The organism is Thermoleptolyngbya sp. M55_K2018_002 (assembly GCF_015295965.1).
Lineage (GTDB): Bacteria > Cyanobacteriota > Cyanobacteriia > Elainellales > Elainellaceae > Thermoleptolyngbya > Thermoleptolyngbya sichuanensis.
In genome coordinates, this window is record NZ_DVEA01000288.1 from 1 (window position 1) to 22,910 (window position 22,910).

The window sequence follows — 22,910 nt, forward strand, 5'->3', positions numbered from 1 at the left end:
AAAGCACAACGTCAATCAAAATTGCATCGGACAAGATTTGAATTTGAATCAGGTTGAACCAGGCAGCTTAAACCGGGCAGTTTGAGTCGGACAGCTTAAATCGGGCAACCTAAATCGGGCAATTTGAATCGGGCAATTTGAATCGGACAGATCGAACCGGACAGATCGAACCGAGCGAATTGAATCGAGTCAACGGTCTTCAGGAAGCTATTAGGAGGCTATCGGAAGCTCTAGACGCTGAAACACGGGCTGCGGCGCAGCGAGCGACTGTCCCGACGGCAGAGTGCCCCAGCGGGTGTGAGCCGAAAATGGGATCGAAGCCGCGATGAACGCCTCATCCAGTTGGTTAAAGTCCACCGCGTAGCCCAACTGCTGATAAATTCGGCTACTCAAGTCGGGCACGATAGGCGACAGCAAATAGGCAGAGAGTCGAACCGTTTCAAGAACGGTGTAGATGACCCGCTCAGCGGCAGATTGATTGCCCTGCTTGAAAAGCGTCCAGGGTGCCTGCTCGTCTACGTACTTGTTGCTGGCACGCACGACAGACAGCACCGCATTACAGGCTTGGTCAAAGGCCAGGGTTTCGTAAGCTTGAGTGACGGTTTCCCCCAGGTCTTTTCCAATTGCTTCAAAGGACTCGTCGAGCAGCGGGCGATCGCCCCCTCCTCCCGGAACCCTCCCCCCACAGTTCTTATGGGCAAGCTTCAAAACACGGTTCAGCAGGTTGCCCAAATCGTTTGCCAGGTCAGCATTCAGGATATTGACAAACCGAGTTTCGCTGAAATCGCCATCGCGACCAAACTCAATTTCTTTGAGGAAATAGTAGCGAATCGCATCGGAATTGTAGCGCTGAACCAAATCAAACGGATCGATGATATTACCGAGACTCTTGCTCATTTTTTGACCATCTTTGGTCAAGAAGCCGTGCCCGAATACTCGCTCTGGCAGGGGCAATCCTGCGGACATCAGCATGGCTGGCCAATAGACCGCATGAAACCGCAGGATATCTTTACCAATTAGATGCAGGCTGGCGGGCCACCACACCGCATTTGCCAGCGTCGGCTCTTGGTCTGGCTCGACCGAGGCCGTCACATAGTTCAGCAGCGCGTCAAACCAGACGTAGATGGTGTGGTCGGGATCAACCGGCAGCGGAATGCCCCACGCCAGGTTGACGCGAGAAATGGAGAAATCCTGTAATCCCTGGCTGACAAAGCTCAGCACCTCATTGCGGCGGCTTTCGGGCTGAATAAAGTCGGGCTGAGATTCGTAGAGCCTTTCCAGCGCATCCTGATATTTTGACAGGCGGAAAAAATAGTTCTTTTCGTCGCGCCACTCGACCTGTTTATTGGGATGCAGCGGACAATGCTTCTCCGGCAGCAGATCGCGCTCTTCTTTGAACTCTTCGCAGGAGACGCAGTACCAGCCCTGCTGCTGCCCCAGATAAATATCGTCCGCATCCCACACCCGCTGAAAAAACTCTTTGACGATCGCCTCATGTCGGGGGGCAGTGGTGCGGATAAAGCGGTCGTACTGGATGTTGAACCGTTCCCAGAGCGCAGCGAACCCGGCAGCAATTTCGTCGCAATGAGCCTGGGGCGATCGCCCCAACGCCTCAGCCGTCCGCTGGATTTTCTGACCATGCTCATCCGTGCCCGTCACCATCAGCACCGAGTCGCCCTTTAGACGATGGAACCGCGCCAGGACATCTGCGGCGATCGTAGTGTAGGCGCTCCCAATATGGGGCAGGTCGTTTACGTAGTAGATCGGCGTAGTAACAACAAATTTGTTTTTTTCTTTAGAAAAAGAGGTCATGTATAGAAAAAATCCGAATTTCCAGAAACCGCGGCCCGACTCAACACCTTTATGACCAACTCAATTCATGGTTCAGCCGTTCGTCAGGATCACGGTTCGAGGAGATGGTGATTGTAATAATCTAAACCGTCCTCTAACAAGGCGGCACAGAAAACCGGAATTGTTGCGAAATTGATTATTGATGAAACACGGCTAAACGCATTGCATCAAAGCTTTACAATTCTATAACCTATTAATAGGCTAGCACTTTGAATTCATTTTTTGCGCGGTCTGTGTTAAGGCCAGTAGCGGCGCTGGAAACCCTTGAAACGTTTTAGCAAGAGATGGTCTTAATCCACAAAAGCGCCCAGGAACGCTATTTTGAGAAAAAGTCGTCCTGAAGACCTTGAGCAACCGCTATGTCCAAAACCCTGCCTCCCTCTGCGCTCCGACGAGTTCATCATGTCGCATTAAATGTTCACAGCATGGAGGCATCCCGACACTTCTACGGCACGATTTTAGGACTCCGCGAACTGCAAGGCAGCGACATTCCGGCTACGCTGATCGACCTAGTGGCGGCAGGCAAAGTAGCGAACTTCGTTACACCAGACGGCACGGTAATCGACCTGTTTTATGAACCCGATTTATCGCCGCCCAACCCCGATCCTCAGCGACAGTTTACCCGCGCAAATCACCTGGCCTTTGACATTGCGCCAGAGTTGTTTGATGAAGCGGTCGCTGTGCTGCGCGACAATGGAGTGCCCATCGACCACGGCCCTGTCTCTCGCCCAACGGGTCGCGGAATTTATTGCTATGACCCAGACGGATTTATGGTCGAAATCCGCTGCGACCCGCAGTAGGGATCGGCAGGATCAGGGCCAACAGCGGCACTACCCCCGCCCCATAATCGTGCGCTGGAATGGAGGGCGATCGCCCAAACGCTTGAGATAAGCAGCGATCGCCGGATAGTCGGCATAGTCCTGCTTCAGCATCAGCGTGGCGTAGCCCAGGATCGATCCCACGGCAATGTCGGCGGCCGTGAGGCGATCGCCCACTAGCCACTCCCGCGTAGCAAGCTGGCTCTCCAACCCGCTGAGCAGGCGCGGCGTTTCGGCATCGCGCACCGTTTCCACAAACAGCCCCGTGCTGAGCGTGGAATTGGCAAACAGCACCCACTGCGCCACCCAGGCCCGCTGCTCTGCCGTCAGCCCGGTATCGTGCCGATCGAACAGATAGAGCAAAATCGCGCCCGACTCCCACAGCACAAAGCCATCCTCCACAATCGCAGGCACTTTGCCAAAGGGGTTGATGGCAAGATAGGCCGGCTGGCGATGCTCCCCGGCCTGCATATTTAGCTGCACAAACTCGTAGGGCAGCCCCAACTCTTCCAAATACCACTTGACAATCGAAGCGCGGCTGCGGGCCCCGCCATAGAGTTTCAAAGCCATAGAGTTCACCGATAGACGTAATTTCAGCGCAATTCAGTTAGGCGTAGCGTGTCTCCAAGACCGATAACCACGGACTGAAGACTTCTGGCAACTGGCAATATTGTATAAAGGCTGGGCAGTGTAAATGCTGGACGGTATAAAGGCCGGGCAATATAAAAACTGAGCAGCAAAACCGGGCAGCGCTATATCACTCAAACAATTACTCAAACACGATCTCGTCTTCAACCCGCCAGGCCGGATCGACAATACAGAGAAACACCAGTGCCTCCGAGCCGACATTGCGAATAAACTGCCGCGCATTTGGCGGAATATAGACCGCATCGCCCGGTTCGACTCGCTGCACCTCGTCGCCAATGTGCATTTCCCCCACGCCGCTGAGGATGTAATACACCTCCGAAGTTCGCAGCGCGTGGGGCGTGGAGGTATTGCCGGGGGCAACGGTGGCGTGGGCCAGGCTATAGCGCAGGTCGATGGGCTGCTTGTCGGGATGCAGCAGTTCTCGCAGCAACGTGCGATCGCCCGCGATAAACGCCTCACAGCTCATCAGCTTCCGAACCAGCATCTCATCACCCCAACGCCTGTCTTGAACTTTAACCCTACTCCACCACGTAGGATAATGAAATGTGCAGTGCGCCAAACGCCCCTCCTCCTCAAGCCAACCGGCGCAATCCCCTACAACATCCGTCCATAACGATACACAGGAGAAACCCTTGACCAGTACGACCAGCTTAAAAACAACCCGTTCAGAAGAAATCTTTGCCGCTGCCCAAAAGCTCATGCCCGGCGGGGTAAATTCGCCAGTTCGCGCCTTTAAGTCCGTCGGCGGTCAACCCCTCGTGATCGATCGTGTTAAAGATGCCTATATGTGGGACGTAGACGGCAACCGCTACATCGACTACATCGGCACCTGGGGGCCAGCCATCTGCGGTCATGCCCATCCTGAAGTCATCAAAGCCATCCAGGAAGCCGCCGAAAAGGGCACCAGCTTTGGCGCACCCTGCTACCTGGAAAACGTGCTAGCCGAAATGGTGATTGACGCGGTGCCCAGCATCGAAATGGTACGCTTTGTCAACTCTGGCACCGAAGCCTGCATGGCCGTGCTGCGGCTGATGCGAGCCTTCACCGGCCGCGAAAAGGTGATCAAGTTCGAGGGCTGCTATCACGGACACGCCGATATGTTCCTGGTAAAAGCAGGTTCCGGTGTGGCCACGCTGGGTCTGCCCGACTCGCCCGGCGTGCCCAAGTCCACCACTGCAAATACACTCACCGCTCCGTTTAACGATCTAGAAGCCGTGAAAGCCCTGTTTGCCGAAAATCCGGGTGAAATCGCCGGAGTAATTTTGGAACCCGTCGTTGGCAACGCAGGCTTCATTCCCCCAGACGCAGGCTTTTTGGCGGGGCTGCGGGAAATTACCCGCGAACACGGCGCACTGCTGACCTTTGACGAAGTGATGACGGGCTTCCGCATTTCCTACGGCGGCGCACAGCAGAAGTTCGGCATTACGCCCGACCTGACCACCCTGGGCAAAGTCATCGGCGGCGGGCTGCCTGTGGGCGCATACGGCGGACGGCGCGACATCATGCAAATGGTCGCCCCGGCCGGCCCGATGTATCAGGCGGGCACGCTGTCGGGCAACCCGCTAGCCATGACAGCGGGCATCAAGACGCTGGAACTGCTTCAGCGTCCGGGCACCTACGAATACCTGGAGCGCATCACCAAGAAACTGTCCGACGGCATGCTTCAGGCAGCAAAAGACACGGGACACGCGGCCTGCGGTGGTTCCATCAGCGCCATGTTTGGCTTCTTCTTTACCGCTGGCCCCGTGCATAACTACGAAGATGCCAAAAAGTCTGACCTGCAAAAGTTTGGTCGCTTCCACCGGGGAATGCTGGAGCAGGGCGTATACCTGGCTCCGTCGCAGTTCGAGGCTGGCTTTACGTCTCTAGCCCATTCCGACGAAGACATCGACCAGACGATTCAGGCTGCCCGCACGGTGATGGCTTCGCTCTAGCCTTCGGTCGCAGTTTACGCAGCAACACGTTCCTCACGCAGGGGCGATGACTTGGGGCGGGGTCGCTCGGAAAGTTCCGACCAAGCCTTGACTCGAAGCATCGCCCCTGATTATTTGCAGTGGCTATGATTTAAGCAACTGGTTAAGCAACTGGTTCAATGGATAGTCCATGAAGCGTCCACCTGTTGCCCTCCAGAACTCCCCAAAACCCTGAGGCTCAGGCTTTTCCGTAGATCCTCGACCCCATGCTTTACCCTCCGCAATCATTTCCGTAGTCCAACGCTACCGGCCTGCTGTCCATCCGCATAGGTTGGAAGGGATGTGATGAAGCATAACGTCGAGCTATGAAACACACTTTCTTGGTCGCATCCAGTCTGCTGCTTTCTACCCTGCTTCCTTCTATGCCTTTAGCACCAAAAGCTGCAAATGCAGATTTGTCTGACGAACAAGCAGCAGAAGAGAGATGTGTGAGCTTTTTGCCACCAACAGGAAGTACAGGCGGCTTTCTAACTGGCCGCGATCTTGGTTCTCGTATAAACGTTCGTGCTGGTGCTGGAACCCACCATCTAGTAAGGCATCAGGGTCGTATTGGAGATGAAATTGATCAGCTATTGGATTGGGGAGTAGCTCCAGATGGTTCTTGCTGGTTCAAAGTACGCTTGACTCGTTCGGGGATTGTCGGCTGGGTCAGGAGTGATTTCGTTGACCTGATTCCCGTCCCCCTCGACAATCTCTAAAGTGCCACTATCGGGCGCGGAATTCGACTTCATCCTGGCGGATGACGACATCGTGGTTGCCGAAAAAGTCGTGGCCCAGGAGGCCGATGGTAAGGTCTGGGCCGGCGATCGCCACTGACACGTTCCGCGCCACCAGGCCGCCTGCCTCCATCGAGTCGATGGTGCTGGTGGGAAACGTGACGTTTCGGGCATTGGCGGTATTAGCCGTGGCTGTACCAGTCGGGCGCAGGTTCAGGGCCGCCGCCATGCGCTGCGTGATTAGCGTGCCGCTGGCTCCCGTATCCAGGATCATCTCAAACGTCGGCCCGCCGTTGAACGTCACGCGGATCACGGGCGTTCCCCCGGCGCGGCGCACAATCGGGGTGCGGAAGCTGGCGGAGGCCGGAGGCGAATCGGCGATCGCCGCACTGGTCTGGGGTTCAGGGGCTTGGCTAGCGCTGGGCGAGTTGGGCGAATTGCTCACCGGATTTTGAGCCAAGGCGGGCGAGGAATTGCTGCTACCCGTCGATCGGGGCGACGGGGGGGCGCTGAAAATCACGCTGGCATCGGCTCCGGGGCCACGGCTGGCCTGTTGCTGGGCGATCGCCAAATTGCGGCGATAGTCTCCCAGTTTGCTCTGGGCGCTGGCGTGGTTGGGGCTGGTGGTAGGAACCTGCTGCATCAGTTGGATCGCCTGCTGCCACCGGCTCACCGCCAGCCGCCAATCATCCTGCGACTGGGCCGCCTGGCTGATATTCACTGCACTAGCCGCCTGCTCTAGCGCCTGGGGATAGGGATCAACAGGGGGCTGGGCGGCAGGAGCGGGGGATGCAGCGGGCACAGGGATAGGAGGGGCGATCGCCACGGGTTCTGGACTGGGAGCAGGCTCCACCGAGTTCCCCGCGATGGAAGCACAGCCTGCACTCAATGCGGCTACAGCCAATCCCCAACCCATCAATCCAAGTCGTTGCCGAAAGGATTGGGAACGGTGCTGGGGCGAAAGATGAAATTTCTGCATGGTGCTACGACCCATGTACTGCAAAATATCTCTGCAAGGCATCTCTACAGGGCATCTCTGCAAGGCACTCCCGAACCCCTTATCTCAATCATCCCCAAATTAGGCAGGCTGAGCTTCAGATTTCTTTTGAAGCGCCATCAAAATCGATGACTTTTCTAGCAGACCCAGCACCGAGCCATCTTCCGGTTTCACCACCGCCAGCGCGGGAACCTGCTCGCTCAGCAGGTCGATGACTTCCAGCAGCGGCGCGGTCGCGGGCACTGTCTGAACTCCTTCAGCAGCCTTCACCAGCGACTGCACCGACACATCCCACCAGTCGTTGGTGGGCACTTGCTTCATATCATCCACCCAGATTTCGCCTGCCAGCTTACCCGCTTCATCCGTGACCAGATATTTTTTCCAACTCACCGGATTGCCGATGATGTGATTGTTTGCAAACTCGCGCAGAGAGCTTTGGGCCGGCACAATCGGGCTATTGGGAATGACTGCATCGGCAGCGGTCAAGCCGCTCATGAGTTCTTGCACGCTGGCTGCCTGCGCCGATCGCCCCGCATTTTGCAGCAGGAAGAAGCCCACCAGCAGCGTCCACACGCTGCCAATATTCGTCAGCCCCAGCGTCGCCGCCAGCCCCAGCCCAATCCCCAGCCAGCCGAACACCTGACCAACGCGGCTGGCAAAGGCCAGACCCCGATAGGGTTTGCCCGTAATCTTCCAGACAATCGCCTTCAGCACGTTTCCCCCATCCAGCGGCAGCCCCGGAATCATGTTGAAAATGGCCAGAGCCAGGTTCACATAGGACAGCAGCGCCACCATCGCCGCCAGCGGCCCAGTAATACCGCTGAAGCTGCCGATGGCGTGCAGCACGCCAAACAGAAACAGGCTCACCAGGGGCCCGGCGATCGCCACGCGAAACGACTCACCCGGCGTTTTCGACTCTTCGCCCAGGCTAGCCAGCCCGCCAAAGATAAACAGCGTGATGGATTTTACCTCCGTGCCCTGGCGCAGCGCCACCCAGCTATGCCCCAATTCATGGGCCAGCACTGACGCAAACAGCAGGAGCGCCGTCACCAGCCCCAGCCCCCACGCCAGCGGCCCCAGTTGGGGAAACTGATAGCTCAACCAGCTTCCGTCATTCCAGGTCACCAGCGCCAGCACCAAAAACCAGGACGGGTTGATATAAAAAGGAATGCCAAAAAGACTGCCGACTCGCAGGTTATTTTCCATCGTGCATCACCGTATGTAATGAAGGCCTAGTTAATGAGGGCTTATGAATCTGCGGTTTTGCCTCTCTGTTTGACTCTCTAAAGTTTTGACTCTCTAGAGATTTAACCTTGCCATCGGGCGATCGCTCACCCCGCAGCTTATGATGAAGGTTCAGTTTCTAGTTTAAGTTGCTGTTAAGCTCACGCAGATCGCGCTCAGATTTGCCCAAGCTTTTGCTTAAACTTCTAATCCATCCCGGTTTCTTCCGATCCTAGCGACAAATTGCCCGACCATTCACCCATCTCAGGCGGTAATATCCACCCCTCCCGATTCGGCTCTTGTGAAAACCATCCTGTTTGACTTCGATGGCACCATTGCAGATTCCTTCGATGCGGTGCTGCAAATTACCAATCGACTCGCCCGCGAATTTGGCTACGAACCCGCCAGCCCCAGCGAGATCAAACGACTGCAAAACATGAGTTCGCGAGAGATTATTCGCCAATCCAATATCCCAATGTTTCGGCTGCCGCTGCTGCTGCGCCGCCTAAAGTTGGAAATGAGCCAGGAAATTAACCATCTCCAGCCCATCGCCGGAATTCAGGCAGCGCTGGTGCAGCTCCGGCAGCAGGGACATCGCCTGGGCATTGTTACGTCCAACACAGCCGATAACGTCGTCGCTTTTTTGCGAAATCATCAAATGGAAGGACTGTTTGACTACATTCAGCCGGGTGTCGCGCTGTTTGGCAAAGGGCGCAGCATCCGCCGCATTGCTCGCCAGCGTCAGCTTGATCCCGCTTCGATAGTCTACGTGGGCGACGAGACGCGGGATATTGAAGCGGCCCAGGCGATCGCCATTCCAGTCATTGCCGTGGGCTGGGGCTTCAATTCCACTGCTGCGCTGGCCGCCTGCAACCCCGATGCCCTGGTTCATGAGCCGGGAGAACTGGTGACGGCGATCGCCCAGATCGAAGCTCAATCCCGAACGCCATGACCCTGACCCTCCCCAGCGCAGACCCTCCCGATGCAGCGGTTTACCCAGCTATTTCAGGAAATTGACGCGACGACCTCGACCAACGCCAAGGTTGCTGCGCTGCGGCGATATCTGCGCGAAGAAAATGCCGCAAATTCTGTCTGGGCGCTGTACCTGCTGCTGGGCAAAACGCGCAAGCGGCTGATCACCTCGCGGGTGCTGCGGGATATTTTCCTACAAATTTCCGACATTCCCGAATGGCTGTTTGAAGACTGCTACGCGCAGGTCGGCGACTCGGCTGAGGTGATTGCGCTGCTGATGCAACGCCACGCCACCCTGCAATTAGCGACACCAACGACATCTGCGGCCCAGACGGCTGAAAACCTGCCGCTGCACCTGTGGATGGAGGAGATCATTCCCCTGGCAAAGCAGGTCGAGTCGGAAGAAGACCTAAAAGACCTGGTAGTGTCGTGGTGGGCAGCCCTGAATCCGACGGGCGTGTTTGTGCTGAACAAGGTGCTGACGGGCGCATTTCGCATGGGCATGTCCGAGAAGCTGGTGATTCGGGCGATCGCCCAGGAGTTCAACATTCCCGAACCCGTGATGGCGCATCGGCTGATGGGCGACTTTGAGCCGACAGTCGAGTTTTTTCAACACCTGACGCAGATTGAAGCCGCAGAAGCGCTCAGTTCGCCGACGCGCCCCTATCCGTTTTTCCTGGCATCGCCGCTAGAAGAAGATCGATTTGCCACGGAAGACTTTTCGGGCTGGTGGGCCGAGTGGAAATGGGACGGCATCCGGGCGCAAATTATCCGCCGTGCAGGGCAGGTCTTTATCTGGTCACGCGGCGAAGATTTAGTCACCGATCAGTTTCCTGAACTGGCATCCTATTTTCTAACGCTACCCGACGGATTGGTGTTCGACGGTGAAATCCTGTGCTGGGCGGATGGTCAGCCCCTTGGCTTCAACCATTTACAAAAGCGGCTGGGACGAAAGCGCGTCACGCAAAAGATAATGCAGGAGAACCCGGTTCACTTCATCGCCTACGACCTGCTGGAATGCAATGGCGAAGACATTCGCGACAAAGAACTGGGCGATCGCCGCACGCTATTAGAATCTGTCTTGCAAGCTGCTGATCCAACTTTTGTCACGCCATCCCGCAGCCTAACGTTCAGTTCAATGGATGAACTGCGATCGCTCCGGGAACGCTCTCGCGAATGTGGTGCAGAGGGATTGGTGCTGAAGTCGGTGAACAGCCCCTACCTGGTTGGACGAAAGCGCGGCTACTGGTGGAAATATAAAGTAGAACCTATGACGCTGGATGCGGTGCTGATCTACGCCCAAGCAGGCAGCGGCAAGCGGGCAAACCTGTTTACCGACTACACCTTTGCCCTGTGGCACGAGGGAACGCTGGTTTCCTTTGCGAAAGCCTATTCTGGGTTGGACAACGCCGAAATCGAAGCCCTCGATAAGTGGATTCGCAAGCACACGATCGAAAAGTTTGGCCCCGTGCGATCGGTCGAACCCGTGCAGGTGTTCGAGATTGGCTTTGAAGGCATCCTCCGCTCCACTCGCCACAAATCGGGCATTGCCGTCCGCTTTCCCCGCATCCTGCGCTGGCGCACCGACAAGCCCGCCGCCGAAGCCGACACGCTAGAAGCCGCATTTAAGCTGCTAGAGCGGTAAGGGAATCAGTACAGAAACCCAGATTCAGTTCATAAACCCCTTACATCTCCTCCGAATTTTCACTTGGACAACTCGCTGAAGATTTGCCATGCTGAGAGGTTAGAAGGCGCAGTCCATTAGACTTTGGCGTTCGGGGCGCAGGCAGCACATTTTGCTGAGCAGTTACATTAGACACGATACTTCAACGAAGGCAGTCCTACAATAAGCCTTTGGGCAAAATTTCAACAAAATTGGGGTGCTGCGAGACTCGAGTAAACAATCCGACCCATCAACGCTTACAACGCTTATTTGGAATGGCTCTTCTACAACCTCCGGAGCGAACTGCGGCCAGCACCTTTTTGAGAGAATCCTCCCAAGTTACCGACCAGATCGGTAATGCCTTTGTGCTGAATTTGTATGCGCGAGTTCGTGAAATTGAGGCGCTAGCCCGCGCGATGTCCACGATGGCAGAAACGCTACCGACCGTAGAATCCCTGATACAGCAGGTGATCCCGCCGCTGTTGAATTTTCAAAATGACGGGGCGATCGCCGGTGGTGGGGTCTGGTTCGAGCCGTATGCTTTCGCGGCCGATCGCGAGCGCCAGAGCTTCTTTTGGGGACGTGATGCCGATGGGCGGCTCCAGTTTTTCGATGACTATAACCAGTGCGAGGTGGGCTATCACCAGGAAGCATGGTACGTCTCAGGAAAGTATGCCAAGCCTGGGCAGTGCGTCTGGAGCAAGGCCTACATGGACCCCCACTCTGGCGAACTGATGATTACCTGCACTGCCCCGGCCTATCGCCAGGGCGCTTTTTTAGGCGTGGTGACGGTTGATCTAAAGCTAGAAGGGCTGCAAGAGACCGTCAATCTGTGGCAGAAAAAGACAGGCGGTTACATTATCGTGCTGGATTATGGCAATCAGTTTATCGCCTTTCCCAAGCCAGATTGGGTGAAAAAAACGCAGACTCACGCCAGCGGAAAAGCCGTCGAAACGTTTATCACCTTGCAGGAAATGGTCGAGAAAAAACCGCTCTTCTTGCCTCTCCTCAAGGCAGCGCAACTGGCAGATGCACAGACTTTTCAACCGCTTCAAAGTCTGCCTACTTTGCCAGATGCAGCGATGCCCATGCTGAGTGCCGAAAGTAAAGAAATCAGCGCTGAAGATGAGCAGCGGTTGGCGACGATTTTGACGATATCAAATAGCAGCGATCGCACGGATTATCTTCAGCAAAAGTTTGAGCTAGAGCAAGATGAACTGCTGCAAGAAATGGCGATCGCCTCGCTGTTTCAAGTTCCCAAAGTCTACTGGAAGGTGTTTATCGTCAAGCCCCGCTCAGAGATCGCCGTCGCCACCCATAGCCTGATTCAGACTGATAAGATGGCCACGCTGGGTCAAATGGTGGCAGGTGTCGCCCATGAGGTAAATAATCCCCTCAATTTCGTCGTGGGGAACCTCAACCATGCCAGCGCCCAAACTGAAGACTTGCTCAGCATTCTGCGACTTTATCAGAAACACTATCCAGAGCCAGCAGCAGAGATTCAGCAGGCGATCGCCCGCGTCGATTTAGACTTTATTGCAGAAGACCTGCCGAAGCTGATTCACTCTATGAAAATGGGGGGCGATCGCGCTTTAGAAATCACTCAGCAGCTTCGCAACTTTTCTCGCATGGACGAGTCTGTTCGGCGGGCTACAAATCTGGTTCAAGAACTAGAAAATACCCTGGTTATTCTCGGTCATCGATTCAAGCCAAAGCGCGATCGCCCGCCGATTCAATTAATCAAAGAATATCAGGCAATTCCTGAAATCGAGTGCTATCCAGGACTGCTCAATCAGGTGTTTATGAATCTGCTGGTGAACGCGATTGATGCGCTTGAAGAGGGCATCCATTCTAAACAAGTCACCTATTCTAAACACAGCAGTCCAACAAATGATTTTTGTCCCACCATTTGGATGCAGGTGAGTTTAGCCAACGACACCGACGTGCAGATTGATATTTCTGACAACGGCCCTGGCATCTCGCCCGAACGACAGGCCCGCCTGTTTGAGCCGTTTTTTACCACCAAGCCCACGGGCAAGGGCACTGGGCTGGGGCTGGCCATTTGCCGTCAAATCGTCGAGCAGCGTCACGGGGGCACTCTGACCTGTCAATCGACCCCATTTCAAAAAACAACGTTTACCGTAAGGCTGCCGCTTGCTATGATGCCCAAATCCTCCCCAGAATCCTCCTCAATCTAGCCCATGCTGATGGCTCGGCATTGACGGATAGAGCGTATCTGCCATATCTATCAAGTGTGTCTACCCACTGTGCGTTTCCTGACCGAATGCGATCGCCCCTGATTGGAATCACCACCTACAGCCGCAGCGAAGCAGGCGAGTTTACCCTGCCTGCCACCTACGTCGATGCCGTGCAGCTTGCGGGCGGGTTTCCCGTGCTGCTGCCGCCCGTCCAAGCCGACCCGACCGCGCTGTTAGACACCCTGGATGGGCTGATTTTTTCTGGCGGCGGCGATATCGACCCCAGCGCCTATGGCGGCGAACCGCACCACACGATTTACCTGGTAGACGAGGAGCGCGACGAGTTCGAGCTGGCTTTGGCAAAGGCAGCTTTGACCGCGAATGTGCCTACGCTGGGTATCTGCCGGGGAATGCAGGTCATCAGTGTCGCCAGTGGGGCCACGCTGATTACCCATGTGCCGGATGTTTATGGCGAGTCGGTCACCCACCGGCTCGACCATCCCCGTCGCCCGGTACAGCATCCCGCCCAGGTGCGACCCGGCAGCCGCCTGGCCCAAATGCTGGGTACGACCCATCTCACGGTCGTCTCCTGGCATCATCAGGCAATTAAAACGCTGCCAGATTGTTGGCAGCCCGTGGCGCAGGCCGCCGACGGACTGATTGAAGCGCTGGAGCACAAGCACCATCCGTGGCTGTTCACCGTCCAGTGGCACCCAGAACTGTCGCCCGCCGACCCCAACCACCAGCGCTTGTTTCAGTCGCTCGTAGAAGCCGCCAGAGCCAAACCATGACCCTAGTTGCACTGCTCAGTATTGTCCTTTTAACCCCTAACCCCTAAATCCTAAACATGCGTTTATCAAATAAAGTTGCCCTGATTACTGGAGCCGGAAGCGGCATCGGGCGTGAGTCTGCGATTCTCTTTGCCAAAGAGGGCGCACAGGTGGCGGTGTGTGATGTAAACCTGGCCACGGCGACGGAAACGGTTAGCCTAATTGAGGCAGCAGGTGGAGAGGCGATCGCCATTCAGGCAGATGTCTCCAAAGCGGCAGACGCAAGGGCGATGATTGAGGCGGCTGAGGCAGCCTACGGCAAGCTAAATGTACTGTTTAACAATGCAGGCATCTTTCACGCGGCAGACGGCTCCGTGCTAGAAACCGAAGAAGACATCTGGGATCTGACCATTGATATCAATCTCAAAGGCGTGTTTCTCGGCTGCAAGTACGGCATTCCAGCGCTGCTGCGGGCCGGCGGCGGCTCAATTATCAACACTGCATCGTTTGTGGCGCTGATGGGCGCAGCAACCGCGCAAATCGCCTACACAGCCAGCAAGGGCGGCGTGTTGTCGATGACGCGAGAAATCTCCGTCGAATTCGCCCGGCAAAACATCCGCGCCAACGCCCTCTGCCCCGGCCCGGTAGAAACGCCGCTGCTGCAAGAGCTACTGGCAGATCCAGCCCGTCGCCAGCGCCGCCTGGTTCATATTCCCCCAGGACGCTTTGCCAAGGCAGTTGAAATGGCGCAGGCGGCCCTCTTCTTGGCGAGCGATGAATCGTCCTTCGTCAACGGCGCGACCTTCACGGTAGATGGCGGCATCACAGCAGCCTACGTGACCCCCGAATAGGTATAGGGACAGGCGGCAAAACACATTGCCTTGCGCCCCTAAGCTTAATCTAGGACACGCTTCAGAAAACCCAAATGCAAAAATCTCTGGAAAGCGCTACTAAACGCCACTCTCCAGAAATATTTCACAGCTCATTCAAGAAAAAAGGCTGCTACTACGGGGAGGTCCAGTGCTGAGGCTTTGAGCCACGCTTTACAGCTTGACCTCGATATCCACACCTGCTGGCAGATCTAGCTTCATCAGCGCGTCAATTGTCTTAGAGGAAGGCTGATAAATATCGATAATCCGGCGGTGAGTGCGGGTCTCGAAGTGTTCGCGGGAGTCTTTGTCAACGTGGGGCGATCGCAGGACGCAATAAATCCGCCGCTTGGTGGGCATTGGAATAGGGCCAATCGCTGTAGCGTTCGTGCGATTTGCCGTTTCCACAATTTTTTCGCAGGAGGTATCCAAAAGACGACGGTCAAACGCCTTTAGGCGAATCCGAATTTTTTGCTGCTGAAGAGTTGCCATCTAAAACTATCCAAATTTCAAGGTTCAGAGTTACGTAACCGAAGGCTAGGAATCAAAAATTGACCCTCTAAAAGCACTACTCCGGCCTCACATCCAGAAAAAGCCGGAGTAGCGCTCAAAAGGAACTACTTGATGATCTTCGAGACCACGCCTGCACCGATGGTGCGGCCGCCTTCACGGATCGCAAAACGCATTCCCTGCTCAATGGCGATCGCGTTGATCAGTTCAACGTTCACCTTAATACGGTCACCCGGCATCACCATCTCTGCATTGCTGCCATCATCAGCCGTAAATGCTTTGATGGTACCCGTCACGTCAGTGGTTCGCACGTAAAACTGAGGCTTGTAGCCCGCGAAGAAGGGCGTTTTGCGGCCGCCTTCCTTCTCAGTCAGCACGTACACCTCACCCTCAAACTCAGTGTGAGGCGTGATCGTACCCGGCTTAGCGATCACCATCCCACGCTCGATGTCTTCTTTCTTGAGACCCCGGAGCAGCAGACCTGCGTTATCGCCAGCCAAACCCTCATCCAGGCTCTTCTTGAACATCTCGATGCCCGTCACCGTGGTCTTCCGAGTTTCGCGCAGGCCCACCAACTCAACTTCCTCGTTGACCTTGATCTTGCCACGCTCAATCCGGCCGGTTGCCACAGTGCCACGACCTGTGATGGTGAACACGTCTTCCACCGCCATCAAGAAGGGTTTATCAATATCACGCTCAGGAGTCGGGATGTATTCGTCCACAGCATCCATGAGTTCGTAAATCTTGTCCACCCACTCGTTTTGACCCCGCTGAGTCTTCGGATCTTTGATCATGGCTTCCAGCGCCATCAGACCAGAACCCCGAATAATGGGCAAATCGTCACCAGGAAACTCGTATTCACTGAGCAGCTCACGCAGTTCCAACTCCACCAGCTCAAGCAGTTCCTCGTCATCCAGCTGGTCAACCTTATTCAGGAACACCACAATGCTAGGAACGCCCACCTGGCGAGCCAGCAGAATGTGTTCCTTGGTCTGAGGCATAGCACCATCAGTAGCAGCCACCACCAAGATAGCGCCGTCCATCTGCGCCGCACCCGTGATCATGTTCTTCACGTAGTCAGCATGTCCAGGGCAGTCCACGTGAGCATAGTGACGCTTCTCAGTCTCATACTCCACATGAGCCGTGTTGATCGTGATGCCCCGAGCCTTTTCCTCAGGAGCAGCATCAATCTCGTCATACTTACGAGCCTGAGCTTGCCCAAGAGCAGCCAGCGTCATCGTAATCGCGGCAGTCAGAGTCGTTTTGCCGTGATCCACGTGACCAATCGTACCAATGTTGACGTGAGGCTTGGTTCTTTCAAATTTTGCGCGTGCCATGAATTTACTTGTCCCTTTCTCCTGAGTTAAGCGTTCCCTTTGCTCTTGGCAATAATGGTTTCAGCCACGTTGCGAGGCACCTCCTCATAGTGGCTAAACTCCATCGTGAATATGCCACGACCCTGGGTTTTCGACCGGATATCGGTCGCATAACCGAACATTTCCGCTAGCGGCACCTTAGAGGTAACCTTAGCAGTACCCTGTTCGGTGTCCTGGCCCTCAATCTGGCCTCGACGAGAGTTGAGGTCGCCAATGACGCTCCCAATGAAATCTTCAGGAACCTCAACCTCAACCTTCATCATAGGCTCCAACAGGACAGGCGCTGCTTTCAGCACAGCATTCTTGACCGCCATCGATCCAGCGATCTTAAATGCCATTTCTGAAGAGTCCACCTCGTGGTATGACCCATCCACCAGCGTGACCTTTAGGTCAATCACCGGATAACCTGCCAGAATCCCAGATTCGCAGGCTTCTCTCATGCCCTGCTCAGCGGGCCCAACGTATTCCTTAGGAACCGCACCGCCGACGATCTTGGACACAAACTCAAAGCCAGTACCCGGTTCACCCGGCTCCACTTCAATCACAACGTGACCATACTGACCTTTACCACCACTCTGGCGGACAAATTTGCCCTCTTCCCGAACTGCCTTGCGGATCGTCTCGCGGTAGGCAACCTGAGGCGCACCAACGTTGGCTTCCACCTTATATTCTCGCTTCATCCGATCCACCAGAATATCCAGGTGAAGCTCACCCATGCCCGCAATCACGGTCTGGTTCGTTTCGGGATCGACGTGAACCCGGAAGGTGGGATCCTCTTCTGCCAAAGCTTGCAGCGCCTTAGACAGCTTCTCCATGTCCTGCTTGGTTTTGGGTTCCACCGCGACAGAGATCACTGGCTCAGGAATAAACAGAGATTCCAGAATAATTGGATTTGCCTCGTCGCAGATCGTGTCGCCTGTAAAGGTATCCTTCAGACCCAAAGCCGCACCCAAGTCGCCAGCCCGCAGTTCTTCCACTTCTTGGCGATCATCTGCCTTTAGAACGATCAGACGAGAAATCCGCTCCTTCTTGCCCTTTGTTGCGTTGTAGACGTAGCTACCCTTGGTCAGCACGCCGGAGTAAACCCGGATGAAGGTCAGGCGGCCGTAGGGATCAGCCATAATCTTGAACGCCAGAGCAGCCAGAGGCTCTTCGTCATCGGCATTACGAGACGCAACGCTGCCGTCAGGCAAAGTGCCCTGAATAGGAGGAACTTCCAGGGGAGAAGGCAGATAGTCCACCACTGCATCCAGCAGCAGTTGAACACCCTTGTTCTTGAAAGCAGAACCACAGAACATAGGGACAATCTGACCCGAAATCGTGCCCTTGCGGAGGGCAGCCCGGATTTCGTCTTCGGTCAGTTCTTCGCCTTCGAGGTATTTTTCGGTCAGCGCGTCATCGGTTTCGGCGGCTGCTTCAACCAGTTTGACCCGATATTCTTCAGCCAGTTCGCGAATTTCTTCAGGGATCTCTGTTTCCTGGATGTCTGTACCTAGGTCGTTGGTATAGATATAGGCACGCATCCGAACCAGATCGACAATCCCCTTCAGGTTGTCTTCACTGCCGATGGGAAGCTGCGCCGGAACGGCATTCGCCCGGAGGCGATCGCGCACCTGGTTATAAACCTTGAAGAAATCCGCACCCGTGCGATCCATCTTGTTAACAAAGACGATCCGGGGAACTTTGTAGCGATCGGCCTGCCGCCAAACGGTTTCGGTCTGCGGCTGTACACCTCCCACCGAACACAGAACCGTAATCACACCATCTAGCACACGCATTGAGCGTTCCACCTCAATGGTGAAGTCTACGTGACCGGGAGTGTCGATGATGTTAATGCGATGCTCTGGCTCTCCAGCAAGCGGCTGGGTGGGATCTTTCGGATCGCGGCGCGTCCAAGCAGTGCTGATAGCCGCTGCCGTGATGGTAATCCCGCGTTCTCGCTCCTGAGCCATCCAGTCGGTGACAGCGGTTCCTTCATGAACCTCGCCCATTTTGTGGACGACACCGGAGTAGAACAGGATACGCTCGGTTGTGGTAGTTTTGCCCGCATCAATGTGGGCTGCAATACCAATGTTTCTAACTCTTTCTAGCGGGATACTTCGTGCCACGGCTACCTCCTTAAGTGCTTGCCGCCAAGTGTTCGCATAACTGCGTCTGTGATGCGTCTGTTAAGATTCTATACTTTATCTTTCACACCCGGTTCACACCCCTTGAAAATCACAAGGTGCGATCTCACCTCAGAAGATAAAGTCCCTACCTACAAAAGTCCCTACCTACAGTGGAAAACCAGAGGAGTTCCAGCAGATTGCTTAGTAGCGATAATGGGCAAATGCTTTGTTCGCTTCAGCCATTTTGTGCGTTTCTTCGCGCTTACGAATTGAACTGCCCGTCTCATTTGCAGCATCCATCAACTCGTTTGCCAACTTCCCAGCCATTGTTCGACCAGAACGAGAGCGAGAAAACTGAATCAGCCAGCGCAGGGCCAGAGCTGTGCCGCGATCCGATCGCACTTCCATCGGAACCTGATAGGTCGCACCGCCCACCCGACGAGCCTTCACCTCAACCAGAGGAGTTGCATTTTTCACGGCCCGCTCGAAGGTTTCGAGCGGATCAGACCCAGTTCGCTCTTGAATCAAATCAAAAGCGTCATAGACAATGCCATATGCCAGGGATCGCTTGCCTGAGCGCATGATTCGCCGAACGATCATGCTAACCAGGCGGCTATTGTACTTGGGGTCTGGGGGAACCGGACGCTTTTGAATGACGGTACGGCGAGACATAACTTTAGTAGCCCTTGTGTTTTGTAGACCTTTAAGAAGAGTGGACAGTAAAGATAAAACCGACTGAGAGAAACCTGGCAAAACCTGAAGAGAATCCTGAATAAAAGCGCCAGGCAAACAGGCACTTGGGCAACCTACAATTTGAGGCTGTAAGCCCATCAGGATACGAAGTGCTGGGAACCGGACTCGAAACTCCGAAAACCTAACACGCTCTAACGTAGCCGATGTAAAGAAGAATAGAGCTAAGTCGTCAGACGCTATTCTAAATCAACAGATTCAAGCAGACTTAAGCTTCGAGAAGCAGCCGAGAGAAGATTTGGCGCATCGCCCAGTTCAAAACTTAGATCCAAACTAAGCAGCACTACTTACTAAGCAGCACTACTTAGCAGCCGCGGGCTTAGGACGCTTCGCGCCGTATTTCGAGCGACCCTGCTTCCGATCCTTCACACCTGCTGTGTCCAGGGTGCCGCGAATGATGTGATAGCGGACACCCGGAAGATCCTTAACCCGGCCTCCTCGAATCATCACCACCGAGTGCTCTTGCAGATTGTGGCCAATCCCAGGGATATAGGCAGTCACCTCAAAGCCAGAAGTCAGGCGAACCCGCGCCACTTTTCGGAGGGCGGAATTGGGCTTCTTAGGGGTTGTTGTATAGACGCGAGTGCAAACCCCTCGGCGCTGGGGACAGCTCTTGAGCGCCGGGGACTTCGTTTTTGAACTTGCTTTCTGACGTTCGCTCCGAATGAGTTGTTGGATAGTAGGCATGGACTCTGGCGTATTTTGCCGATAGACGGGTCAAGTTTTCACAGTCTTCAATCTTACCGAGTTTTCCGAGGTTCTGTCAAACCTGGCTGAGAGAGCCAAGAGATTGGCGCATACGGACTACACGTCTGCCACAACAAAGGAGTGTCCGCACTCACAGGTGGCGATCGCCCTTGGGTTCTGAAAGCGAAACGCCCCACCCATCAAGTCTTCTGAGTAGTCCAGCAAAACCCCTTCCACATAGGGAAGGCTCTGGGCATCGACGACAATTCGGATTTGCTCAGACTCGTAAATGCGATCGCCCGGTGAGGAGACTTCCGCCAAACCGATGGTGTATATCGTTCCCATGCAGCCACCCGACTGGACTCCCAGCCGAAATAGCGCCGTGGGAGCAGACTGAGTTCTTTGAAACCGCTCAATTTCTCTGGCGGCGGCTGGACTGAGTTGCACCATCGACTTGCTGCACCGTCAAGGCTTAGACAAAACAAAACCTAAGTTACCGGGCGCACTGATGCCATCTAGGCAACACTGCGTTGTCTATACTAGCGCGAATTTGACCAGATGGTTTCAAAAACAAAAACCTGGGGCGATCGCACTGACCACTCCAGGCTTTTGACAACTCCAACTTGCTTCAACGTTTTGAGCAGGTTGGCAATGATTATTGGGTATCGTTGGATGCTATTAACTACTTAGCACAGCAACTATTGGGTGCGGGCGTAGTCGTCCTGATAGCGAACAATGTCGTCTTCACCCAGGTATTCACCGTTCTGCACCTCGATCAGCACCAGCGGGATCACGCCAGGATTTTCCAATCGGTGGGCAGTGCAGGGCGGGACATAGGTGGACTGATTGCTAAACAAGAGGGTTTCTTGTTCAGCACAGGTGACGCGGGCAGTGCCAGACACCACAATCCAATGCTCGCTGCGGTGATGGTGCATCTGAAGGCTGAGGCGGTGTCCTGGCTTCACCTCAATGCGCTTAATCTTGTAGCCCCGACCTTCTTCCAGCACAGTAAACGATCCCCAGGGGCGCAGTTCTGTTGCTGCAACGCCCTTCGTCAGCGCGGACGCAGGTGAAGAGGGAAGGGTAGAAGGCGCTACTTCTTTTGCTTGAGTCACAGTCTTTTACTCCTTAAGAAATGACATCGCTCGAAACTATCGCTCGAAACTAAAGTCGCGTTGAAAGCTGGATTAACAAGAGTGGCGTTGCAAAAGCTGGCCGCCTGAAGATTCTTCAGAACCTTGGACGTGCATCAGGACGATAGGCAGGCCAGACCCGATCGCCCAAAGGAATCCTTGCAGAAGATATATAAAGCCTCGAAGCCTGGAAGCCCGAACCCAAGCCAAGAGCGATCGCCCACCTGTGCAAAACCATACCAACATTCTCCGGGGGTTACCAGTGTCTATTCCACCAACCAGGCAGGATTTATCAACCCCTTGAACGACAGCGGTAAAACTTCACCCAATCTTTAAACTAAGCGCATGTCACCGCAAAATAAATCCCCAAAAATGCTGATCTGTGCAGGCAAAGCTGTGCAGGCAAACCATTAGACGGCGAGGCATTCTGGCTCTTGTTGACTTGCTCTTTTCAACTTATTGGGGGTTTTGCAGGAATATACCGATGGCATTGTGAACCCGACCTGCCGTGTTGGCCGGGCGGTTAATTAACTGCCCGCCGAGATAGAGAGAGCTAGAACTCCCGCCATCCAGGTTGAGCGCGGCCACAGAGCCAAGCCGCTGCATCACCTGCGCCATCTCACTCAGAGACGGGCCAGGGCCACCCACTCGCGGATGGACTGCGGTCAAGATTAGAGTGCCCTCTGCTCGTCTGCCAATTGCACTCCGGATCGCAAGTTCCTGAATAAATGCGTCCGAAAACCCTTCTCCTCTAGCATCCAGAACCACTTGACCATTTTGAACCAGCAGCGGCCCAGCCCCCAGAATGTTGGGAAAGCGGTCAAATTCGGCGGGTAGCGTAGCCGCCTCGTAGCGGACGCTGCTGCCAGGGACAAAGGCATTCACCAGGAGATCGTTGCCCCGCAACACCAGCAAATAGCCATCCGTCGGGATTGGAAACGTCGGTCTAGGCAGATCGGCAGGCGGTGAGAAATCACCCGGCAGGGGGGCGCTGGCAACCGGGCTGGCCACCACTTGACGAGCCACCACCTGATCATTGCGAACGGTCACCACCGTCTCTCCATCGGTGATGGGCGTATAGGTGCTGCCCCACTCGCGGGTATAACGGCAGATGCCCGCTCCCACTAGGCCGCTGTTGAGCGAGAGGATGGGAAAGCGATCGCCCACGGCCCCAGCCACAACCGGACTCACGGCCTCTCGCAACACCAGGCGGCTCATCAACCAGTCCCCCGCCCCAGACCAGCCCACCGCGCCCCGTCCCAAAATCGGGCCAGACACCCAGCGATTTTCGGTGCGAATCGCGCCCAATGGAAGCTGATTGTTTCGGTTAAAAAACCCTGCATTGATCGCCGCTGCCACCTGCCAGCGCTGGGCCGTGCGGATCAGGGGCGCAGTGCCTACGGCCGTCTCCGGATCAGTCCAGATGGGGCGCAGGGATAGCCCCGGCTGGCGGAGATCTAGCTCTAGCAGGTAAACCGGAAACCGGGCCGCGCCCACCGCAACGTATTGCTGTCGCCAAGTGATGCCCGGTGCCCAGTAGATTGTGCGCTCCACCATCGAGTCCGAACGCACGTCAATCACCAGCCGCGCCGGGTTGGGCAGCATAGAAATGCGGGGACGCAACCGCGCCGAGAGGTTGGCTCGAAT

General features: G+C 55.3%; 20 protein-coding genes and 1 pseudogene. 8 read left to right on the forward strand and 13 right to left on the reverse strand.

Translation table 11 applies throughout. The features are described from left to right. Nucleotides 1-210 precede the first annotated feature (210 nt). Nucleotides 211-1,821, reverse strand: a pseudogene (gene metG / locus IGS51_RS14845) (methionine--tRNA ligase); the annotation flags it as partial. 389 nt (nt 1,822-2,210) lie between these two features. Here metG and IGS51_RS14850 point away from each other — a divergent pair. Further along, nucleotides 2,211-2,651 carry a VOC family protein gene (locus IGS51_RS14850; RefSeq protein ID WP_172358182.1) on the forward strand — a complete coding sequence of 147 codons (441 nt, stop codon included), beginning with the start codon at nt 2,211-2,213 and terminating at the stop codon, nt 2,649-2,651. Between the two features lie 30 nt (nt 2,652-2,681). Here the strand turns inward: IGS51_RS14850 and IGS51_RS14855 are convergent, their stop codons facing one another. Next, nucleotides 2,682-3,239 carry a glutathione S-transferase family protein gene (locus IGS51_RS14855; RefSeq protein WP_297079355.1) on the reverse strand — a complete coding sequence of 186 codons (558 nt, stop codon included), beginning with the start codon at nt 3,237-3,239 and terminating at the stop codon, nt 2,682-2,684. Nucleotides 3,240-3,438: 199 nt separating this feature from the next. After that, entirely contained in the window at nt 3,439-3,801 is a 363-nt protein-coding gene (locus IGS51_RS14860; RefSeq protein ID WP_297079357.1) for a cupin domain-containing protein, read from the reverse strand. Nucleotides 3,802-3,949: 148 nt separating this feature from the next. On the opposite strand from IGS51_RS14860, the gene hemL reads away from it, so the two are divergent. Beyond that, nucleotides 3,950-5,251, forward strand: coding sequence for a glutamate-1-semialdehyde 2,1-aminomutase (hemL, locus tag IGS51_RS14865; protein WP_297079359.1), 1,302 nt, complete (start codon nt 3,950-3,952; stop codon nt 5,249-5,251). A 344-nt stretch (nt 5,252-5,595) separates the two neighbouring features. After that, nucleotides 5,596-5,988, forward strand: coding sequence for an SH3 domain-containing protein (locus IGS51_RS14870; protein WP_297079361.1), 393 nt, complete (start codon nt 5,596-5,598; stop codon nt 5,986-5,988). 7 nt (nt 5,989-5,995) lie between these two features. Here the strand turns inward: IGS51_RS14870 and IGS51_RS14875 are convergent, their stop codons facing one another. Then, entirely contained in the window at nt 5,996-6,985 is a 990-nt protein-coding gene (locus tag IGS51_RS14875; protein WP_297079363.1) for a TIGR02281 family clan AA aspartic protease, read from the reverse strand. A gap of 99 nt (nt 6,986-7,084) precedes the next feature. Next, on the reverse strand, nt 7,085-8,209 hold the full coding sequence (locus tag IGS51_RS14880; protein ID WP_297079365.1) for a site-2 protease family protein: 1,125 nt from the start codon (nt 8,207-8,209) through the stop codon (nt 7,085-7,087). A 319-nt stretch (nt 8,210-8,528) separates the two neighbouring features. Between IGS51_RS14880 and IGS51_RS14885 the strand changes: the two genes are divergently transcribed. From IGS51_RS14885 to IGS51_RS14905, 5 genes are all read left to right on the forward strand, one after another. Further along, entirely contained in the window at nt 8,529-9,179 is a 651-nt protein-coding gene (locus tag IGS51_RS14885; protein WP_297079366.1) for an HAD-IA family hydrolase, read from the forward strand. 30 nt (nt 9,180-9,209) lie between these two features. After that, complete coding sequence (locus IGS51_RS14890; protein WP_297079368.1) at nt 9,210-10,844, forward strand: ATP-dependent DNA ligase; 1,635 nt, start codon at nt 9,210-9,212, stop codon at nt 10,842-10,844. Between the two features lie 293 nt (nt 10,845-11,137). Then, on the forward strand, nt 11,138-13,060 hold the full coding sequence (locus IGS51_RS14895; RefSeq protein ID WP_297079370.1) for an ATP-binding protein: 1,923 nt from the start codon (nt 11,138-11,140) through the stop codon (nt 13,058-13,060). 86 nt (nt 13,061-13,146) lie between these two features. Then, nucleotides 13,147-13,851 carry a gamma-glutamyl-gamma-aminobutyrate hydrolase family protein gene (locus IGS51_RS14900; protein ID WP_367279346.1) on the forward strand — a complete coding sequence of 235 codons (705 nt, stop codon included), beginning with the start codon at nt 13,147-13,149 and terminating at the stop codon, nt 13,849-13,851. 56 nt (nt 13,852-13,907) lie between these two features. Then, nucleotides 13,908-14,681, forward strand: coding sequence for a glucose 1-dehydrogenase (locus IGS51_RS14905; RefSeq protein WP_297079374.1), 774 nt, complete (start codon nt 13,908-13,910; stop codon nt 14,679-14,681). Nucleotides 14,682-14,873: 192 nt separating this feature from the next. Here IGS51_RS14905 and rpsJ read toward each other — a convergent pair whose 3' ends face one another. The 8 genes from rpsJ to IGS51_RS14945 all read right to left on the reverse strand — a co-directional run. Next, nucleotides 14,874-15,191, reverse strand: coding sequence for a 30S ribosomal protein S10 (rpsJ, locus tag IGS51_RS14910; protein ID WP_068507455.1), 318 nt, complete (start codon nt 15,189-15,191; stop codon nt 14,874-14,876). A 125-nt stretch (nt 15,192-15,316) separates the two neighbouring features. Further along, nucleotides 15,317-16,546 carry an elongation factor Tu gene (gene tuf, locus IGS51_RS14915; protein WP_297079377.1) on the reverse strand — a complete coding sequence of 410 codons (1,230 nt, stop codon included), beginning with the start codon at nt 16,544-16,546 and terminating at the stop codon, nt 15,317-15,319. Between the two features lie 26 nt (nt 16,547-16,572). Continuing rightward, nucleotides 16,573-18,693, reverse strand: a complete 2,121-nt coding sequence (gene fusA / locus IGS51_RS14920; protein WP_297079379.1) for an elongation factor G — start codon at nt 18,691-18,693, stop codon at nt 16,573-16,575. A gap of 201 nt (nt 18,694-18,894) precedes the next feature. After that, nucleotides 18,895-19,365: a 30S ribosomal protein S7 gene (gene rpsG, locus IGS51_RS14925; protein ID WP_172358196.1), complete on the reverse strand. Its 471-nt coding sequence runs from the start codon at nt 19,363-19,365 to the stop codon at nt 18,895-18,897. A 378-nt stretch (nt 19,366-19,743) separates the two neighbouring features. Next, nucleotides 19,744-20,130 (reverse strand): 30S ribosomal protein S12, encoded by a 387-nt coding sequence (gene rpsL / locus IGS51_RS14930; protein WP_068507464.1) that lies wholly within the window; start codon nt 20,128-20,130, stop codon nt 19,744-19,746. A 117-nt stretch (nt 20,131-20,247) separates the two neighbouring features. Continuing rightward, on the reverse strand, nt 20,248-20,580 hold the full coding sequence (locus IGS51_RS14935; protein WP_297079382.1) for an iron-sulfur cluster assembly accessory protein: 333 nt from the start codon (nt 20,578-20,580) through the stop codon (nt 20,248-20,250). 248 nt (nt 20,581-20,828) lie between these two features. Then, nucleotides 20,829-21,188 (reverse strand): cupin domain-containing protein, encoded by a 360-nt coding sequence (locus tag IGS51_RS14940; protein ID WP_225906850.1) that lies wholly within the window; start codon nt 21,186-21,188, stop codon nt 20,829-20,831. Nucleotides 21,189-21,719: 531 nt separating this feature from the next. Continuing rightward, a partial coding sequence (locus tag IGS51_RS14945) for a phosphodiester glycosidase family protein (RefSeq protein ID WP_297079385.1) occupies nt 21,720-22,910 on the reverse strand: 1,191 nt, incomplete at its 5' end.

Coding starts and splice junctions, on each gene's coding strand:
- IGS51_RS14850 (WP_172358182.1), top strand. CDS start 2,211: ATGTCCAAAACCCTGCCTCCCTCTGCGCTCCGACGAGTTCATCATGTC.
- IGS51_RS14855 (WP_297079355.1), bottom strand. CDS start 3,239: ATGGCTTTGAAACTCTATGGCGGGGCCCGCAGCCGCGCTTCGATTGTC.
- IGS51_RS14860 (WP_297079357.1), bottom strand. CDS start 3,801: ATGCTGGTTCGGAAGCTGATGAGCTGTGAGGCGTTTATCGCGGGCGAT.
- IGS51_RS14870 (WP_297079361.1), top strand. CDS start 5,596: ATGAAACACACTTTCTTGGTCGCATCCAGTCTGCTGCTTTCTACCCTG.
- IGS51_RS14875 (WP_297079363.1), bottom strand. CDS start 6,985: ATGCAGAAATTTCATCTTTCGCCCCAGCACCGTTCCCAATCCTTTCGG.
- IGS51_RS14880 (WP_297079365.1), bottom strand. CDS start 8,209: ATGGAAAATAACCTGCGAGTCGGCAGTCTTTTTGGCATTCCTTTTTAT.
- IGS51_RS14890 (WP_297079368.1), top strand. CDS start 9,210: ATGCAGCGGTTTACCCAGCTATTTCAGGAAATTGACGCGACGACCTCG.
- IGS51_RS14895 (WP_297079370.1), top strand. CDS start 11,138: ATGGCTCTTCTACAACCTCCGGAGCGAACTGCGGCCAGCACCTTTTTG.
- IGS51_RS14900 (WP_367279346.1), top strand. CDS start 13,147: ATGCGATCGCCCCTGATTGGAATCACCACCTACAGCCGCAGCGAAGCA.
- IGS51_RS14905 (WP_297079374.1), top strand. CDS start 13,908: ATGCGTTTATCAAATAAAGTTGCCCTGATTACTGGAGCCGGAAGCGGC.
- rpsJ (WP_068507455.1), bottom strand. CDS start 15,191: ATGGCAACTCTTCAGCAGCAAAAAATTCGGATTCGCCTAAAGGCGTTT.
- tuf (WP_297079377.1), bottom strand. CDS start 16,546: ATGGCACGCGCAAAATTTGAAAGAACCAAGCCTCACGTCAACATTGGT.
- rpsG (WP_172358196.1), bottom strand. CDS start 19,365: ATGTCTCGCCGTACCGTCATTCAAAAGCGTCCGGTTCCCCCAGACCCC.
- rpsL (WP_068507464.1), bottom strand. CDS start 20,130: ATGCCTACTATCCAACAACTCATTCGGAGCGAACGTCAGAAAGCAAGT.
- IGS51_RS14935 (WP_297079382.1), bottom strand. CDS start 20,580: ATGGTGCAACTCAGTCCAGCCGCCGCCAGAGAAATTGAGCGGTTTCAA.